The sequence below is a fragment of the Sphaerisporangium fuscum genome, assembly GCF_018531465.1.
GTDB classification, from domain to species: Bacteria; Actinomycetota; Actinomycetes; order Streptosporangiales; family Streptosporangiaceae; genus Sphaerisporangium; species Sphaerisporangium fuscum.
Genome location: NZ_JAHDTF010000041.1, coordinates 1 through 15,758, shown reverse-complemented (window position 1 = coordinate 15,758; position 15,758 = coordinate 1). Strand labels below are relative to the sequence as shown.

Sequence of the window (15,758 nt, the reverse complement as noted above, 5' to 3'; positions counted from 1 at the left end):
CCGGTCCGCCCAGATCGTAGTGCGAGGAGGTTCGACCACGTCTCCCGTCGTACCGCACAACCGCCCGTTCTGTCGCCTGCCCCGATCATGATCTCTACCGTACGAAGACTCCCGCAGATCAGCATCTTGCCCGCCCGCAGTGTCCAAGCCGTCGAGACCCCTCCTTTTGGACATATACATAAGTGGTTGATATAAGTTCCTTATGCATTTATCTGCCCCGGTCCCCGCGCACGACTTCCCCACCGACGAGGTCACGTCGGCGCTCGAACGGCTCACACGTTTCGTCCTGCGGCTGAGCACGCGCAGCGACCTCTCGCTGACCTCGGCCGCGACGCTGGCGACCCTGGAGCGGTCGGGTCCCCTCCGGCTGACCGAGCTGGCCACCCGCGAAGGTGTGACACAGCCCGCCATGACGCAGATCGTCTCCCGCCTCCAGGAGGCCGGCCTGGTCGTCCGCGCCGGCGACCCCGAGGACAAGCGGGTCGTCCAGGTGCACATCACGGAGGCGGGCAGCGCCGCCCTGGCCGAGCGCCGCGAGGCGAGGGCCGCCCGGCTGGCCGAGTTGCTCGGCCGGCTCGACGCGGATCAGCGGGCCGGCCTGGTCGCCGCCCTGCCGGCCATCGACACCCTGACCCGCCTGGTGCCGGACGACCGCCCGGCCGCCCACCGCGCGCCCTGATCCCCCGGCGACCGGCCCGCCCCCACCCGCCGCGGCCTGGCCGGCGCCTGCCAGGGCTTCGATTCCCCCGATATCCGAGTTGGAGAGTTGTCGATGAGTGCTCATCCCACCCCTGGGAACGTGAGCCCGTTCAAGCAGCCGAAAGCGGTGTTCGCGGTCGCCTTCGCCTGCATCGTCTCGTTCATGGGCATCGGGCTGGTGGACCCGATCCTCCCCGCGATCTCCCACCAGCTGAACGCCACCCCCAGCCAGGTCACCCTGCTGTTCACGAGCTACCTGGTGGTCACCGCGGTCGCGATGCTGATCACCGGCTGGGTCTCGAGCCGGATCGGCGCGAAGAACACGCTGCTCGGCGGTCTCGCGCTCATCGTCGTCTTCAGCGCGCTCGCGGGCGCCTCGCCCGGCATCGGGGCGATCGTCGGCTTCCGCGCCGGATGGGGCGTCGGCAACGCCCTGTTCATCGCCACCTCCCTCGCCGTGATCATCGCCTCGGCCACCGGCGGCTTCGCGGGGGCGATCATCCTGTACGAGGCCGCGCTCGGGCTCGGGATCGCGGTGGGCCCCCTGCTCGGCGGCCTGCTCGGGAACGTCAGCTGGCGCGGGCCGTTCTTCGGGGTCGCGGCCCTGATGGCCATCGCCATGCTCGCCACCGCCGTCCTCGTACGGCCGATGCCCCGCCCCGCGCGCAAGACGAGCATCGTGGAGCCGCTGCGCGCCCTGCGGCACCGCGGCCTGCTCACGATGTCGCTGACCGCGCTCTGCTACAACTGGGCGTTCTTCACGGTCCTCGGATACGCGCCGTTCCTCATGAACCTCCAGGCCATCCAGCTCGGGTTCGTCTTCACCGGGTGGGGTGTCCTCGTCGCGATCTTCGCGGTGTTCGGGGCGCCCTGGCTGCAGTCCCGGCTTGGCATCGCCCGCACGCTGTACGCCAACCTCGCGCTGTTCGCCGTGACGGTGCTGGTCATCGCCATCTGGGCGACGCACCCGTCCGTGGTCGTCGTCGCCGTGATCCTGGCGGGTGTCTTCATCGGCGTGAACAACACCGTGACCACGCAGGCCGTGATGACCGTCTCCTCGGTCGAGCGCCCGATCGCCTCGGCGGCCTACGGATTCGTCCGCTTCATCGGCGGCGGCCTCGCCCCCTTCGTCGCCGGCAAGCTGGTCGAGCTCACCAACGTGCACGTCCCGTTCTACGTGGGCGCCGCGACGCTCGTCCTCGGCATCGGCGTCCTGGCGACCGCGCACGGCCACCTCCTGCATTCCGAGCGCGTCCAGGCCGGCGAGGCCACGGGCGCGGCCGGGCAGGAGGACGGCCTCGTGGTGGACGCCGCCCCCGCCTGACGGTCCTCCGGGGCCGGGCCGGCGCGGCACCGGCCCCGGACGGCTTCAGTGCTCGGGCCGAGCGATCTCCGCCGACAGCCCGGCGGGCAGGCCGGACAGCGTGGCCCGGCCCGCCGCGTCGACCGCCGCCTCGACCTCGGACCCGGCGATCCGGAGGCCGTCCACGGCCACCGCGCCGAGCGGCGCTCCCGGCAGCGGCCGGACCGCGACCCGGCCCGACGGCACGTCCGGGTGGACGCCGACGGCGGCGTGCACGATCGTGACGGCGGCGGCGGCCGACCAGGCCTGCGGGCGGCAGGCGGCCGGGTACGGCACGGGCCACACCACGCTCTCGCGCTCGTCGCCCGCGAACAGCTCCGGCAGCCGGTAGCCGAACGCCTCCCCCGCCGCCAGCAGGCCCCCGGCCAGGCGGGCCGCCTCGGCGCCGAACCCGGCGCGGGCCAGGCCCGCGACGACGATGGCGGTGTCGTGCGCCCAGATCGACCCGCAGTGGTACGAAAGCGGGCTGTACCCGCCGTCCTCGGCCGACATCGTCCGCAACCCGAAACCACCGGCCATGGCGGGCGAGGCCAGCAGCCGCGCGATGTCCGCCGACTCCTCCTGTGTCAGCAGGCCGGTGCCGAGCAGGTGCCCGATGTTGCTGGTCAGCGCGTCGACGGGACGCTTGCCGCCGTCGAGGGCGAGGGCGGGGTAGCGGCCGTGCGGGCCCTCCACCCAGAACCGGGCCCGGAACCGCTCGGCCATCGCCCCGGCGTAGTCCTCCCAGCGGGCCGCGCCGGGCCGCCCGAACGCCGACAGCAGCGCCGCCGCGTGCCGGGCCGCCTCGTAGGCGTACCCCTGCACCTCGGCGAGCGCGATCGGGGCCTCGGCCTGGCGGCCGTCCCGGAAGCGCACCGAGTCGCCGGAGTCCTTCCAGCCCTGGTTGGCCAGGCCGTGGCCGCTTTCGTCGATGTACTCCAGGAAGCCGTCGCCGTCGGCGTCGGCGTGGTCGGCGAGCCAGCCGAGGGCGGCCTCCAGCGCGGGCAGCAGGGCGGCGACCTCCTGCTCGGGCATGCCCCACCGCCAGGCGTCGTGGAGCAGGCTGATCCAGAGCGGGGTGGCGTCGATGGTGCCGTAGTAGGCGGCGGGCAGGCGCAGGCCGTTCCCGGCGACGTTGAACTGGTGCCGCCGCAGCTCGTGCATGATCTTGCCGGGGGCCTCGCCGGAGGCGGTGTCGAGGCGGGTGCCCTGGCGGCGCGCGAGGACGCGCAGCGTACCGGCGGCGAGCTCGGTGCCGAGCGGGAGCAGCATGCGGGCCGCCCAGAGGCTGTCGCGCCCGAACAGGGTCAGGAACCACGGCACGCCCGCGCCGAGGAAGGTGTCGTGCGGGGCGCCGACCTCGGCGAGCCGCAGCGAGCGCAGGTCGTCGAGCGACTGGTCGAGCAGGCGGGCGATGCGGTGGTCGCCGGCCGTCACCCGTGGCGTCCCCCATTCGACCGGACGGGAGGGCGCGGTCACCACGGCCTTCGGGTCCTCCACCCGGGCCTCCCACCGCAGCGTGGTGCGGCCACGCGGCGCGAGCTCGACGTCCCACCGCAGCCGGGCGACGCCGTCCGGGGACGGCGCCTCGGCGGTGTCGTGGCCGGTGACGGTGACGCGGATGCCGTGCGAGACCCACGAGAGCGTGCCGGGGCCGTCGGCCAGCGGGACGGCGGGGACGGCGTCGCCGCCGGACTTCACCACCTCGATGGGGGCGAAGTCGCAGGCGAGGTCGAGGGTGACGGTCGCCGTCACCGGGGCGGAGGCGGCCGAGACGATCTCGATGCTCTCGGTCATGCCGCCCGGCGTGACCTGGCGGACGCGGTCGATCCGCACGGTGGGGTCCGGTCCCGGGTCGCCGAGCCACCGGGGCAGGGACACGAACCGCGCGCCGCCGGGGCCGGTGAGGGCGTGGGCGACGGGCTCGGGCTCGCGGCCGTCCACGAGCAGCGTGACCTGGGACAGGACACGGGCGTCGGCGTGGAACAGGCCCTGCGCGCCCTCGGGCCGGATCTGCCCGTCGGGCGCGCTCAGCGCGGACGTGGGCGCGAGGACGGCGCTGACGAGGTCGTGCAGGAGCGGCTGGAACCGTACGGCGGGAGCCGCTCCGAGGGCTTCACCCGGACCGGCGGCGCGGGCTTCGGTGGTGGGCTCGGCCTCGCCGAGAGCGGTGTCTCGTGCCGCTTCCACGCCCGCCCGGCCGGAGCCGGCGGTCGCGGCTTCGGGTGTTGCTCCTTGCTCGAACACCGGTTGGCCCCCTGGGTCGCGTCGTTGACCGTGCCGCCACGCGTCCATGACCTTCGCGGGCGGCTGACGAAACATTCTCTTTACTTGATCGATCAAATCGTGCCATAGTCCGTCTTGAACGATCAAATTCTTGAAGGGTGTCAATGGCCGACAAGGTGACGATCGGCGATGTCGCGCGGCACGCCAACGTGTCGCGGCAGACGGTGTCGAACGTGCTCAACTCCCCGGAGGTCGTCCGTGAGGAGACCCGGCGGCGCGTGCGGGACGCCATCGAGGCGCTCGGGTACCGCCGGAGCCAGGCGGCCCGCCAGATGCGCACGGGACGGTCCCGGCTGATCGCCGCGCGTATCGAGCCCGCCCAGGAGGACGGCATCAACGGCTCGGTGTTCGACCGCTTCCTGCACGGCCTGACGGAGTCTGCGGCGCGGGCGGGCTACCGGGTGCTGCTGTACACGGCGGACGACCACGGGGCCGAGCTCGCCACCTTCGACGACCTCCTCGCCGTGTACGAGCCGGACGCGTTCGTGCTGACCAGCACCGACTACGGGGACCCCCGTACCGCCTGGCTGCTGAAGCAGCGCATCCCGTTCGTCAGCTTCGGCCGGCCCTGGGGCGACCCGGCGGAGCAGCAGTACCCCTGGGTCGACGTGGACGGCGCGGCCGGGACGGCCATGGCGACCCGGTACCTGCTGGACGCCGGCCACCGGCGCATCGGCTACCTCGGGTGGCCCGAGGGCTCGGGAGTCGGCGACGACCGCCGGGCCGGCTGGGCGCGCACCCTCGCCGCCGAAGGCGTCGGCGCGGAGGAATTGGCCGAGCTCGGGCACCTCAGCGCCGATGGCGTCCCGGAGGGCACTGTGGGCGCACGGGCGCTGCTGGACACCGGACGTCCCGTCACCGCCCTGGTCTGCGCCAGCGACTCCCTCGCCCTCGGCGCGCTCCAGGAGGCGCCGGGAATTCCCGTGATCGGCTTCGACGACACGCCCGTCGCCAGGGCGGTCGGGCTCACGAGCGTCAGCCAGCCGCTCGGCGAGGTCGCGGCGGGCTGTGTCTCACTGCTCACCCGGCTGCTCGACGGCGACGGCGGCGGGGAGCCCGACGCCGACGGCGGCGCCCCGGAGGACCCGTCTCCCTCCGGCGGACCGCCGTCCGACGGCTCCTCGCGGCGACGGCCCGCGAATCTCCTGCTCCAGCCTTCGCTGGCGCACCGGCGGTCGGCCTGACCGTACCCGCCGGACCCCACCACCACGACCAGTCCCCAACGCACGGGCATCGAGATCAGGAAAGACGATGACACGCAGTTACCTTCGGACGGCGGCAATGGCGCTGGCCGCCGGCGGCACCCTCATCTCGGCCGCGGCCTGCGGCGGCAGCGGCTTCGACGACAGCCCCGGCCAGAACGCCACGGCCCAGCAGAGCAGCGGGCCCGCCTCCCTGCAGATCCTCATCGGCTCCTCGGGCGACGCCGAGACCACCGCCGTGAAGGAGGCGGCCGCGGCCTGGGCCAAGTCCAGCGAGAACAACGCGACCGTCACCCCCGCCCAGGACCTCACCCAGCAGCTCGGCCAGGCCTTCGCGGGCGGGAACCCGCCGGACGTCTTCTACGTCGACGCCTCACGCTTCGCCGACTACGCCAGCGTCGGGGCGCTGGAGCCGTACGGGGACAAGATCTCCAACCCGGACGACTTCTACCAGACACTGCGCACGACGTTCACCCGCGACGGCAAGTTCTACTGCGTGCCCAAGGACTTCTCGACCTTGGCGCTGGTCGTCGACCAGGACCTGTGGAAGAAGGCCGGGCTCGGCGACTCCGACGTCCCGACCACCTGGGAGCAGCTCACCTCGGTCGCCGAGAAGATCAAGGCCAAGGGCGACGTCCCGCTGGCGCTGGGCGACACGCGTGACCGCATCGGCGCGTTCATGGTCCAGGCCGGCGGGTGGATCACCAGCCCGGACGGCAAGCAGGCCACCGCCGACAGCCCCGAGAACCTCAAGGCGCTGCAGTACGTGCAGTCGCTGCTGAAGGGGGGCCTGGCGAAGTACCCCAAGCAGCTCGACGCGGGCTGGGGCGGTGAGGCGTTCGGCAAGGGCAAGGCCGCGATGACGATCGAGGGCAACTGGATCAAGGGCGCGCTGAAGGCCGACTTCCCGGACGTGAAGTACACCGTCCACGAACTGCCGGCCGGCCCCAAGGGCAAGGGGACGCTGTCCTTCACCAACTGCTGGGGCATCGCCGCCAAGAGCCGGTACAAGGAGCAGGCGATCAGCTTCGTCGAGGCGATGACCAAGGCGGAGCAGCAGATGGCGTTCGCGCGTGCCTTCGGCGTGATGCCGTCCCGGCAGTCGGCCAAGGAGCAGTTCACCAAGGAGTTCCCGGCCGACGCCCCGTTCATGAACGGCGCGGAGTACGCCCAGGGGCCGGTCAACGCTCCCAAGATGGACAGCGTCCTTGCCGACCTCGACGCGGGACTCCAGCAACTGGCCGCCACGGACCCCAAGACCATCCTGAGCCGGGTGCAGAAGAACACCCAGAGCGCCCTGGGCGACTGAGACCAGGCGGACCGCCGTAACAGGCGCCGGAGCCGCCGTCCCCGTCCCACGTCCCACCGCTCCGGCGCCTGACGAGAGACGCGGACGCGGCCGACCAGAGGGGCCCCAGGCGGCGGGCGGGGCCCCTACGGAGCGGGTGGTGGGGTGCCGTGGCGGGGTGGTGTGAGGAAGAGGCCGGTGGGCCGGATGAAGGAAGGTGTGAAGGTGGAGGTCTCGTCCAGGGCTGGGCGGGGGCCGGGGGCCGGTAGGGAGAATCTGGCGGGGTGGCTGTTCCTGGCACCCGTGGTGCTGATCCTCGGCCTGTTCCTGTTGCTGCCGATCCTCATGGCGTTGTGGGTGAGCCTGACCTCGTGGAACGGCCAGGGCAGCCCGTTCACCGGGAAGGTGCCGTTCGTCGGGCTGGACAACTACACGCGGCTGTTCACCCAGGACGACCTGGCACGCCAGGACTTCATGACGAGCATCCGCAACAACATGTACTACGTGGCGATCGTGGTGCCCGTGCAGACGGCGCTGGCGCTCGGGCTCGCGCTGATCGTCAACGGGCGGATGCTGAAGGGTAAGACGTTCTTCCGCAGCGCCTTCTTCTTCCCGTCGGTGACCAGCTCGGTGGCCATCAGCGTCGTCTTCCTGTTCATCTTCGCCAACTCCGGGGCCGTCGGGAGCCTGCTCGGGCTGTTCGGGATCAAGGGGCCGGAATGGTTCTCCGACTCCCGCGGCCTGCTGCACCTGCTGCTCGGCGGCCTCGGACTGGTGGATCCGCAGCACCCGCCCGCCGCGCTGACCGGCGGCGGCCCGTTCGGGCTGTCGTGGTGGGAGTGGCTGGCGGGGCCGAGCGTGGCCATGTGCACGATCATCATGCTGGTGATCTGGACGACGTCCGGGACGTTCATGCTGATGTTCCTGGCCGCGCTGCAGGACATCCCGGTCACCCTGGAGGAGGCGAGCCTGCTGGACGGGGCCGGCCGCTGGCAGCGCTTCCGGTACGTGACGCTGCCGCTGCTCAGGCCGACCCTCTTCCTGGTGCTGACGCTCGGCCTGATCTCCACCTGGCAGGTGTTCGACCAGGTCTACGTGATGAGCCAGGGAAACCCTGCCAAGACCACGCTGACGCCCGCCTACCTGTCGTACCGGACGGCCTTCCGGAACTTCGACTACGGCTCGGGGACGGCGATCTCGTTCGTGCTGTTCCTGCTCATCGTGGTGCTGACGCTGATCCAGCGCCGGGTGATCCGCGACCGCTCCGTGGACGGCGGTCGCGCCGCGCGCGTCCAGAGGAGTTCGTGAAATGTCGGTCAGAACACAGCCGGTCCGCCGTCCGGGAGAGGGCCACGGGCTGGTCTCGACCTTCGCCGGCTACGCGGTGCTCGTCTTCTTCTCGCTGGTCTTCCTGTACCCGTTCGTGATCCAGGTCGCGAACTCGCTCAAGACCGAGCCGGACGCGGCGGCCCATCCGCTGTCGCCGGTACCGGGCCCGCTGTCGTTCGCGAGCTACGAGCGGGTGTTCCTCGGCACGGATCTGCCGCTCTGGCTGGGCAACTCGGTCCTGGTGACGGTGGTCGTCACCGTCGCCCGGGTCTTCCTCTGCTCCCTCGCCGGGTACGCCCTCGCGCGGCTGCGTTTCCGGGGCCGGCGGGTGATGTTCTCCGCGATCATCACGGTGATGGCGGTCCCCCCGGTCGTGCTGTTCATCCCGAAGTTCCTGGTGCTGAAGCAGCTGGGCATCTACGACAGCTACATGGGGCTGATCCTGCCGCTGATCGTGGACGCGACCGGGATCTTCATCATGAAGCAGTTCTTCGAGTCGATCCCGGTGAGTGTGGAGGAGGCGGCGCGCATCGACGGCGCGGGGGTGTTCCGTACCTTCTGGTCGGTCGTGCTGCCCATGGCGCGCCCCGCGCTCATCACCTTGACGATCCTCACCTTCCAGGGGACCTGGAACGAGTTCCCGCACAGCCTGGTGGCCGTGCAGAGCCCGCAGCTGTTCACCCTGCCGCGGGGGCTGGCCGACCTGGTCAGCGGGTCGCTGGGCGGGGGGACCCAGTACCCGCTGAAGCTCGGCGCGGCGGCACTCGCGACGATCCCTGTCGCGATCCTCTTCGTCGTCTTCCAGCGCTACTTCATCCGCGGCGCGAACGAGGGCTCGGAGAAGGGCTGACGGAAGGTCACAGCAGGCGCTTGATCTCGCCGTACGCACGGTAGAAGCCGCCGCGGGCGGAGGAGCGGACGCCCTCCACCAGGTACCGCGCCCCCGCCTCGCGGACGCCCTTGGGGAACTGCACGTTCCACTGCGGGTCGTAGCCGGGGCTGAGCACGCGGACGCGCAGGCGGTCGCCCTCGCGGACGCACTCCACGACGATGCCGTCGTCGGCCAGGCTGGTGCTCTCCAGGACGGCGGACGGCTCGACGACGGCCAGCCCGGCGGCGGCCTTGACGTCCACGGGCTCGGGGACCGAGCCGCCCTGGGCGGCCCTGATCGCCTCCTGGCCGGCGTCGATGCAGGCCAGGGTGCCGTTGGTGGTGACGACGTACAGGCGGTCGTCCAGGAACTGCATCGAGAAGGCCGAGCCGCAGCCGGTGCCGAGCTTCCACAGCCGCTCGCCGCTCTGGTCGAAGCAGTAGATCGACGAGTGGTTGTCGCCCGCGAAGACGTAGCGCCCGTCGGGCGCCGAGGCGCAGGAGAAGACGGCGCCGTCGCAGCGGTACACGGCCTCGACGCGGCCGTCGTCCTTGCGCAGCCGGTAGACGGCGTTGTGGCTGGTACCCGCGTAGACCGCGTGCCGCTCCTGCCAGCCGAACAGCACCTGGCCGTCCACCCGGGACTGCCAGACCGGCGCGCCGTCGGAGGCGTCGTAGCGGGCGACGCCCCGCGAGTGGCCGTGGTAGACGGCGTCGGCGTCGCAGCGCACCATCCAGGCGGCGCTCCCCTCGCCCTTGCGGGCCCACTGGAACTCGTCCTCGTGGTCGATCGTGGTGATCCGCCCGTCGCGGTCGGAGACGCCGAGCACGCCGTCGTGAATGTCGAGCCAGTAGATGTCGACGTCCTCGGCGATCTCGTAGGCGACCCTGGGCACCTTGCCGCTCAGGTCGTACACCTTGCCGTCGTCGGCGCCGGCGTAGATCCAGAAGTCGTCGGCGACGATGCACTTCACGCCGTCGGGGAGCCGGATGCGGCCGGTGACGGTGCCGTCGTGGGTGACGGTGTAGACGTCGCCGTTCTGGTTGCCGACCCAGCAGCGCTCCTGGTCGACGAAGATGCCGAACGCGGCCGCGCCGCTGGCGAACCGCCACAGCACCGGCGCCTGGCTGGCCGTGGAGCGGGTGCTGACCATCGTCCGCCGGGTGACGGCCCGGCGCTGCCGCACCCCACGGACGGCGGGGGCGTACCCTTTGCGGACCTTCTCGGCGATCTTCTTGGCGGCGGCCGCCTCGGCCTTCTCCGGGCTGGTGAAGGCCGCCACCTTGGTCTGCCCCTGCTCGCCGATGCGGCCGTAGGTGATGGTCACCTGGGAACCGGCGACCACCACCTCGTAGAACTTGTGCGCGCTCCCGGCGTCCTCGGACAGCTCCAGATACGTGCTCTGCGGCGCCATGCCCGGCTTCCCTTCCTTGATCGAATGCCCGCGAGCGTAATGGAGATGTCCGACAAATCAGCATCAGCCCGTTTACCTGGGGCGACGCTGGCAACGCCCAGAGGAGGGGGCGCCGCCACGGGCATTGGAGGCACGCCATGGCGAACGTGTTCGAAGTTCTGGAACGGGACCACCAGGAGGCCAAGCGCCTGCTGCTGGAACTGGAGGGAGGGCCGCCCACGACCGGCCTGACCGAGTCGCAGCGGGCCAGTGCCCGCAAGTACCGGGTGAACCATCTCATCACCCTGCTGTCCAAGCACGAGGCGGTGGAGGAGCAGTACTTCTGGCCGACGGTCCGCGAGCTCGTCCCGAACGGCAACGAGCTGGCCGACCATGCCATCAGGCAGGAGCAGAGGGCGAAGTTCAAGCTCAACGACCTGATCGACTTCGAGCCGGGTGAGTTCCGGTACGAAGAGATGCTGACGGGCTTCATCAACGACGCCCGCGAGCACATCGCGTTCGAGGAGGAGCAGGTCTTCCCCGAACTGCGGCTGGTCATCCATCCCGAGCGCGCCGTGGAGCTGGGCACGAAGATCGAGCGGGCCAAGCGCATGGCTCCGACCCGCCCGCACCCGCACACGCCGCCGACGCCGGGAGTGCTGAAGGCCACCAGCCCCTTCGTGGGCACCGCGGACCGCATCCGCGATCTGGTCACCGGCCGCGCCCGCCACTGAGCGCGGCCGCCTCGCCGCAGGCGTCCCGGACCTCCCGCCGGGCGCCTCGGCGCATTCCGGCGGGTACGGCCGGTCGTCCGTCCCGCGCGGACCGAACGGATCTCACCCGGTGGCGACGCCGCTCAGGAAGCGGGCGGCGACGGGCGCCGCGACCGCCGCGCCCGTGCCACCGCCCTCGACGATGACCGCGAACGCCAGGTCCCTGTGGTAGCCGATGAACCACGAATGGGTCGGCGGGTTGTCGCCCGACCCGTACTCGGCGGTCCCGGTCTTGCCGGCCGTACCGGCGGGGAAGGAGATCCCGCGGGCCGTACCCTCGCTGACCACGGCCGGCATGAGCGTGCGCAGCGCGCGTACCACGGCGGGCTCCAGGACGCGCGGGGCGGTGCCGCCCGCCGGGACCAGCGACTGCGGCACCATCCGGGGCTGGCGCCAGGTGCCGGCGACGATGGCGCCGGCCACGGCGGCCATGTTGAGCGGGCTGGCGAGCACCCGTCCCTGTCCGATGGCCGCCGAGGCGAGGTCGGTGTCGTCGTGCGGGTCGGGGAAGTCGGCGCGGACGGCGGGCACCCCCGGCGCGATCGGGGCGCCGAACCCGAAGCCGTGCGCCACCTCGGCGAGCCGGGCTCGTCCGAGCTTGTCCACCGCCAGGCCGCCGAAGGTGGTGTTGCACGAGTGCGCGAAGGCGTCCCGGAACGACAGCCGCCCGTAGTCGTGGAACTCGGCGTTGTGGAACGCGAACCCGCCGATGGTCTGCTGCGGCGGGCAGTTCACCATGTCGTCCGGGGCCATGCCGCCGGCGACCAGCGCCGAGGCGGTGACGATCTTGAATGTCGAGCCCGGTGGGTACTTGCCGAGCAGGGCCCGGTTGAAGCCGCCCGGCCGGTTGACGACGGCCAGCACCTCGCCGGTCGAGGGGCGCAGCGCCACCAGCGAGGCCGGCTTGGTGATCTTCTCCATCGCCTGCGCCCCCGCGCGGTGAACCCGCAGGTCGATGGTCGTGCGCAGCGGCTGACCGGGGACCCTCGCCCCCCTCGCCACGGTCGTGACGACCTTGCCGTCCTTGACGATGTCGACCCGCGCCGAAGGCTTGCCGAGCAGCCGCGGGCCGTACTGCTGCTTGAGCCCCTCCACCAGCTGCAGCACCGATCCGGGCGACGACGGGACGTCGAGCCGCGTGCCGTCGGCGGCGAGGATCGGCGCCGACTCGGCCGGCACCTGGGTGACCTTGAATCGGGTGCCCTGCTTGAGGTCGCGGTGGATCACCGAGGGCGAGAAGGCCACCTGCCAGCGGTGGCCGCGCTCGACCAGCCGCAGCGTGCCGGTGTAGCCGAAGTCGACGGGCCCCCGCAGCTCGGCCCGGAAGTCCACCGTCGTGGCGCCGTCCCCCTCGTGCGCCGCCTCCGGTGTGAAGCTCGCCGACGTCAGCTTGAGGTCGTCGTGGAATCCCTTGTACCACCGCTCGAAGTCGCCCGGCGCGTCCGCCACGAGGCCGCGCATGGCCGGATAGTCCCCCTTCGACCACGCCTGGAGGTACTCGGCGGCCGTCGCCTCGGCCGACCCCTCGGTGCGCAGGGCGTACACCACCCCACCCGCCACGACGAGCGGCACCAGGATCCCCGCCAGCACGGCTGTCCGCTTCTTCATCTGTCCCCCTTCGATCAGGAGCAGGACAGCAGACCTGGCGATTGCCTGTCCAATATTGATATAAAGCGTGAACCGATAGCTTTTTGGATATAGTCGCTGGTGATGGACCTGGTACGGCACCTCTACTACTTCACCGTGGTCGCCGAGGAACTTCACTTCGGCCACGCGGCGGCCCGGCTCGGCATGGCGCAGCCGCCCCTGAGCCAGCGCATCAAGCGGCTGGAGGAGGAGCTCGGCGTGCGGCTGTTCGACCGCTCCGGGCGCCAGGTGCGGCTCACCGAACCGGGCAGGATCCTGCTGGTCGAGGCCCGCGAGATCGTCGCCCGCGTCGACCGCGTCCGCGAGCTGATGGCGCGCGCGGCGGGGGACGGCGCGGCGAGCCTGCGCGTCGGCGTGCCACCCGACCTCGGCGGGGCCGCCATCGCGGCGCTGCTGGCCGCCTTCCGCGACGCCCGCCCGGAGGTACGCCCCGCGCTCACCGAGATGTGCACGGCCGACCAGGTCAGGGCCCTGGCCGAGGGCAACCTGGACGGCGGCCTGGTCCGCCATCCGGTGACCGCGCCCGGGCTCCAGTTCGGCCCCGTCCTCGTCCAGCACCCCGGCGTGCTGCTCCCGGAGGGCGACCCGCTCGCCGCCTTCTCGTCGGTGCACCTCGCCGACCTGGGCACCCGGCACCTCGTCCTGTTCCCGCGCGACGGCGAGCCCGGCCTGCACGAGGAGACGCTGGCCGAGTGCCGCCGCCACGGCTTCGTCCCCGCCGAGGTGCACCAGGGGCAGAACCCCCAGTTCACCCTCGGGCTCGTCCTGTCCGGTACGGCGGTCGCGTTCGGCCCGCGCACCGAGCAGCCGGGCGTCGCCTGGCGCCCCCTCGTCGGCGACCCGCTCGCCTGGCGCGTCTCGGCGGCCTGGCAGCGTCCCGGCGACGCGCTGGCGGAGTTCTGTGAGGTCGCGGCCCGGGTGCTGCGCGAGAATGGCGGCATGGTCGACGACGGCGTGGCGCGCACCCGAAGGATCACCCCGCGCCCGGCCTCGGGACTGCTGTCATGAGGGCCCCCGACCTGGAGGGCGTCTTCCGCACGGCCGCCGTCACCGGCACCCTGCACGTCGTCGACATCGACACCGGCTCCGAGATCGGGATCGGGCCCGACGACCCGGTCGTGCTGGCGTCGGTCTTCAAGCTGCCGCTGCTGGTGGAGTTCTACCGGCAGGTCGACGCCGGGCTCCTCGACCCCGCGGAGCCGTGCCGGGTGAAGACCGGTGACCGCACCGAGGGCCCCACGGGGCTGCCGGTCATGCTCGACGAGGCCACCCTGTCGCTGCGCGACCTGGCCTATCTCATGATGGCGGTGAGCGACAACACCGCCGCGGACGTCGTGGCGGCCAGGGTGGGGCTCGACGCGGTCAACGCCATGCTGGCGGCGTTCGGGCTGCCGGGCACCTGGATCGAGCACGACGCCCGGGGGCTGCTCGCGCTCCTTTCGGCCGACGTGTCCGCCCTCAACGAGCCGCTCGACCCGCGTACGGTCGGCGGGCTGCGGGTGCTCGACCCCGTGAACACCAACCGGAGCACCGCCAGGGAGATGACGCGGCTGCTCGGCCTGGTGTGGCGCGACGAGGCCGCCACGCCGGAGTCGTGCGCCGCGATCCGCCGCCTGCTCTCGCTGCAGGTGTGGCCGCACCGGCTGTCGTCCGGGTTCCCCTACGACGACGTCGTGGTCAGCGGGAAGACCGGCACCCTGCCGACGATCCGCAACGAGGTGGGCGTCGTGGAGTACCCCGACGGCGGCCGGTACGCCGTCGCGGTCTTCACCCGCTCGATCAGCACCGCCTGGCAGCAACCGAGAGCCGACGCCGCCATCGGCACCATAGCCCGAGCCGCCATCGACCACCTCCGCTCCCGCTGACCCACGGGGGCGGGGGCTTTCCGCTTCGCCCCGGTGTGCTCGGTCTTCGGCGCCCTGGCGGCGGGAAGGAGGGCGGCGGATCCGGCGCCGCTGTACGGCGGCCGGCCCGGCTATTCGACGTCGACCCAGTTCAGGGTGCGGTCGACGGCTTTCTTCCAGCCGGCGTAGCCGGTCTCGCGCTGCTCCTGGGACCACTGCGGCCGCCACCGCTTGTCCTCGTTCCAGTTGCGCTTGAGCTCGTCGGTGGACTTCCAGAAGCCGACCGCCAGGCCGGCGGCGTAGGCGGCGCCGAGGGCGGTGGTCTCGGCGACGACGGGCTTGGAGACCGGGACGCCGAGGACGTCGGCCTGGATCTGCATGCACAGGTCGTTGGCGGTCACGCCGCCGTCGACCCGCAGCACGTCGATGTGGGCGCCCGAGTCGTTCTGCATCGCCTCGACGACGTCCCGCGTCTGGTAGCAGATGGCCTCCAGTGCCGCCCGGGCGATGTGCGCGTTGGTGTTGTACCGGGACAGCCCGACGATGGCGCCGCGCGCGTCCGAGCGCCAGTAGGGGGCGAACAGGCCGGAGAAGGCCGGGACGAAGTAGACGCCGCCGTTGTCCTCGACCTGGCGGGCGAGTGACTCGCTCTGGGAGGCGCCGGAGATGATGCCGAGCTGGTCGCGCAGCCATTGGACGGCCGATCCGGTGACCGCGATGGAGCCCTCCAGGGCGTAGACCGGCTTGTCGTCGCCGAACTGGTAGCCCACGGTGGTGAGCAGGCCGTGCTTGGAGCGGACCAGCTCGGTGCCGGTGTTGAGCAGCAGGAAGTTGCCGGTGCCGTAGGTGTTCTTGGCCTCGCCGGGGGAGAAGCAGACCTGGCCGACGGTGGCGGCCTGCTGGTCGCCGAGGTCTCCCGACAGCGGCACCTCGCCGTGCAGCGGCCCGGCCGACCGCGTGACGCCGTACAGGTCGGGATACGACGAGGGCGTGATCTGCGGCAGCATGGCCCGGGGGACGCCGAAGAACGACAGCAGTTCGTCGTCCCAGTCGAGGGTCTCCAGGTTCATGAGCATGGTGCGGC

13 protein-coding genes are annotated in these 15,758 nt (G+C 71.9%); 9 read left to right on the top strand and 4 right to left on the bottom strand.

Features of this window, described 5'->3' with window-relative positions; translation table 11 throughout:
• Positions 1-202: 202 nt before the first annotated feature.
• Both KIK05_RS39955 and KIK05_RS39950 read left to right on the top strand, forming a co-directional pair.
• Positions 203-679 carry a MarR family winged helix-turn-helix transcriptional regulator gene (locus tag KIK05_RS39955; RefSeq protein ID WP_214416097.1) on the top strand — a complete coding sequence of 159 codons (477 nt, stop codon included), beginning with the start codon at positions 203-205 and terminating at the stop codon, positions 677-679.
• 93 nt (positions 680-772) lie between these two features.
• Complete coding sequence (locus tag KIK05_RS39950) at positions 773-2,023, top strand: MFS transporter (protein ID WP_214416096.1); 1,251 nt, start codon at positions 773-775, stop codon at positions 2,021-2,023.
• A gap of 45 nt (positions 2,024-2,068) precedes the next feature.
• On the opposite strand, the gene KIK05_RS39945 is transcribed toward KIK05_RS39950, so the two are convergent.
• Positions 2,069-4,288 (bottom strand): amylo-alpha-1,6-glucosidase, encoded by a 2,220-nt coding sequence (locus KIK05_RS39945; protein ID WP_308250317.1) that lies wholly within the window; start codon positions 4,286-4,288, stop codon positions 2,069-2,071.
• Positions 4,289-4,431: 143 nt separating this feature from the next.
• Between KIK05_RS39945 and KIK05_RS39940 the strand changes: the two genes are divergently transcribed.
• The 4 genes from KIK05_RS39940 to KIK05_RS39925 all read left to right on the top strand — a co-directional run bounded on the left by KIK05_RS39940 (position 4,432) and on the right by KIK05_RS39925 (position 8,996).
• Positions 4,432-5,511: a LacI family DNA-binding transcriptional regulator gene (locus tag KIK05_RS39940; protein ID WP_214416095.1), complete on the top strand. Its 1,080-nt coding sequence runs from the start codon at positions 4,432-4,434 to the stop codon at positions 5,509-5,511.
• A gap of 67 nt (positions 5,512-5,578) precedes the next feature.
• On the top strand, positions 5,579-6,838 hold the full coding sequence (locus tag KIK05_RS39935; RefSeq protein WP_214416094.1) for a sugar ABC transporter substrate-binding protein: 1,260 nt from the start codon (positions 5,579-5,581) through the stop codon (positions 6,836-6,838).
• A 186-nt stretch (positions 6,839-7,024) separates the two neighbouring features.
• The gene (locus tag KIK05_RS39930; RefSeq protein WP_214416093.1) at positions 7,025-8,125 is read left to right on the top strand and encodes a carbohydrate ABC transporter permease; all 1,101 of its coding nucleotides are present in this window, start codon (positions 7,025-7,027) and stop codon (positions 8,123-8,125) included.
• 1 nt (position 8,126) lies between these two features.
• Positions 8,127-8,996, top strand: coding sequence for a carbohydrate ABC transporter permease (locus KIK05_RS39925; RefSeq protein WP_214416092.1), 870 nt, complete (start codon positions 8,127-8,129; stop codon positions 8,994-8,996).
• A 7-nt stretch (positions 8,997-9,003) separates the two neighbouring features.
• On the opposite strand, the gene KIK05_RS39920 is transcribed toward KIK05_RS39925, so the two are convergent.
• Entirely contained in the window at positions 9,004-10,431 is a 1,428-nt protein-coding gene (locus tag KIK05_RS39920) for a WGR domain-containing protein (RefSeq protein ID WP_214416091.1), read from the bottom strand.
• Positions 10,432-10,568: 137 nt separating this feature from the next.
• On the opposite strand from KIK05_RS39920, the gene KIK05_RS39915 reads away from it, so the two are divergent.
• On the top strand, positions 10,569-11,144 hold the full coding sequence (locus KIK05_RS39915) for a hemerythrin domain-containing protein (protein ID WP_214416090.1): 576 nt from the start codon (positions 10,569-10,571) through the stop codon (positions 11,142-11,144).
• Between the two features lie 102 nt (positions 11,145-11,246).
• On the opposite strand, the gene KIK05_RS39910 is transcribed toward KIK05_RS39915, so the two are convergent.
• Complete coding sequence (locus KIK05_RS39910; protein WP_214416089.1) at positions 11,247-12,791, bottom strand: penicillin-binding transpeptidase domain-containing protein; 1,545 nt, start codon at positions 12,789-12,791, stop codon at positions 11,247-11,249.
• Positions 12,792-12,893: 102 nt separating this feature from the next.
• On the opposite strand from KIK05_RS39910, the gene KIK05_RS39905 reads away from it, so the two are divergent.
• On the top strand, positions 12,894-13,838 hold the full coding sequence (locus KIK05_RS39905; RefSeq protein WP_214416088.1) for a LysR family transcriptional regulator: 945 nt from the start codon (positions 12,894-12,896) through the stop codon (positions 13,836-13,838).
• Positions 13,835-14,695, top strand: coding sequence for a serine hydrolase (locus KIK05_RS39900; RefSeq protein WP_214416087.1), 861 nt, complete (start codon positions 13,835-13,837; stop codon positions 14,693-14,695). The genes KIK05_RS39905 and KIK05_RS39900 overlap by 4 nt, the downstream gene beginning before the upstream one ends.
• A 110-nt stretch (positions 14,696-14,805) precedes the next feature.
• Here the strand turns inward: KIK05_RS39900 and KIK05_RS39895 are convergent.
• A partial coding sequence (locus KIK05_RS39895; protein ID WP_250564231.1) for an FGGY-family carbohydrate kinase occupies positions 14,806-15,758 on the bottom strand: 953 nt, incomplete at its 5' end.

Coding starts and splice junctions, on each gene's coding strand:
- KIK05_RS39955 (WP_214416097.1), top strand. CDS start 203: ATGCATTTATCTGCCCCGGTCCCCGCGCACGACTTCCCCACCGACGAG.
- KIK05_RS39950 (WP_214416096.1), top strand. CDS start 773: ATGAGTGCTCATCCCACCCCTGGGAACGTGAGCCCGTTCAAGCAGCCG.
- KIK05_RS39940 (WP_214416095.1), top strand. CDS start 4,432: ATGGCCGACAAGGTGACGATCGGCGATGTCGCGCGGCACGCCAACGTG.
- KIK05_RS39935 (WP_214416094.1), top strand. CDS start 5,579: ATGACACGCAGTTACCTTCGGACGGCGGCAATGGCGCTGGCCGCCGGC.
- KIK05_RS39930 (WP_214416093.1), top strand. CDS start 7,025: ATGAAGGAAGGTGTGAAGGTGGAGGTCTCGTCCAGGGCTGGGCGGGGG.
- KIK05_RS39925 (WP_214416092.1), top strand. CDS start 8,127: ATGTCGGTCAGAACACAGCCGGTCCGCCGTCCGGGAGAGGGCCACGGG.
- KIK05_RS39920 (WP_214416091.1), bottom strand. CDS start 10,431: ATGGCGCCGCAGAGCACGTATCTGGAGCTGTCCGAGGACGCCGGGAGC.
- KIK05_RS39915 (WP_214416090.1), top strand. CDS start 10,569: ATGGCGAACGTGTTCGAAGTTCTGGAACGGGACCACCAGGAGGCCAAG.
- KIK05_RS39910 (WP_214416089.1), bottom strand. CDS start 12,791: ATGAAGAAGCGGACAGCCGTGCTGGCGGGGATCCTGGTGCCGCTCGTC.
- KIK05_RS39905 (WP_214416088.1), top strand. CDS start 12,894: ATGGACCTGGTACGGCACCTCTACTACTTCACCGTGGTCGCCGAGGAA.
- KIK05_RS39900 (WP_214416087.1), top strand. CDS start 13,835: ATGAGGGCCCCCGACCTGGAGGGCGTCTTCCGCACGGCCGCCGTCACC.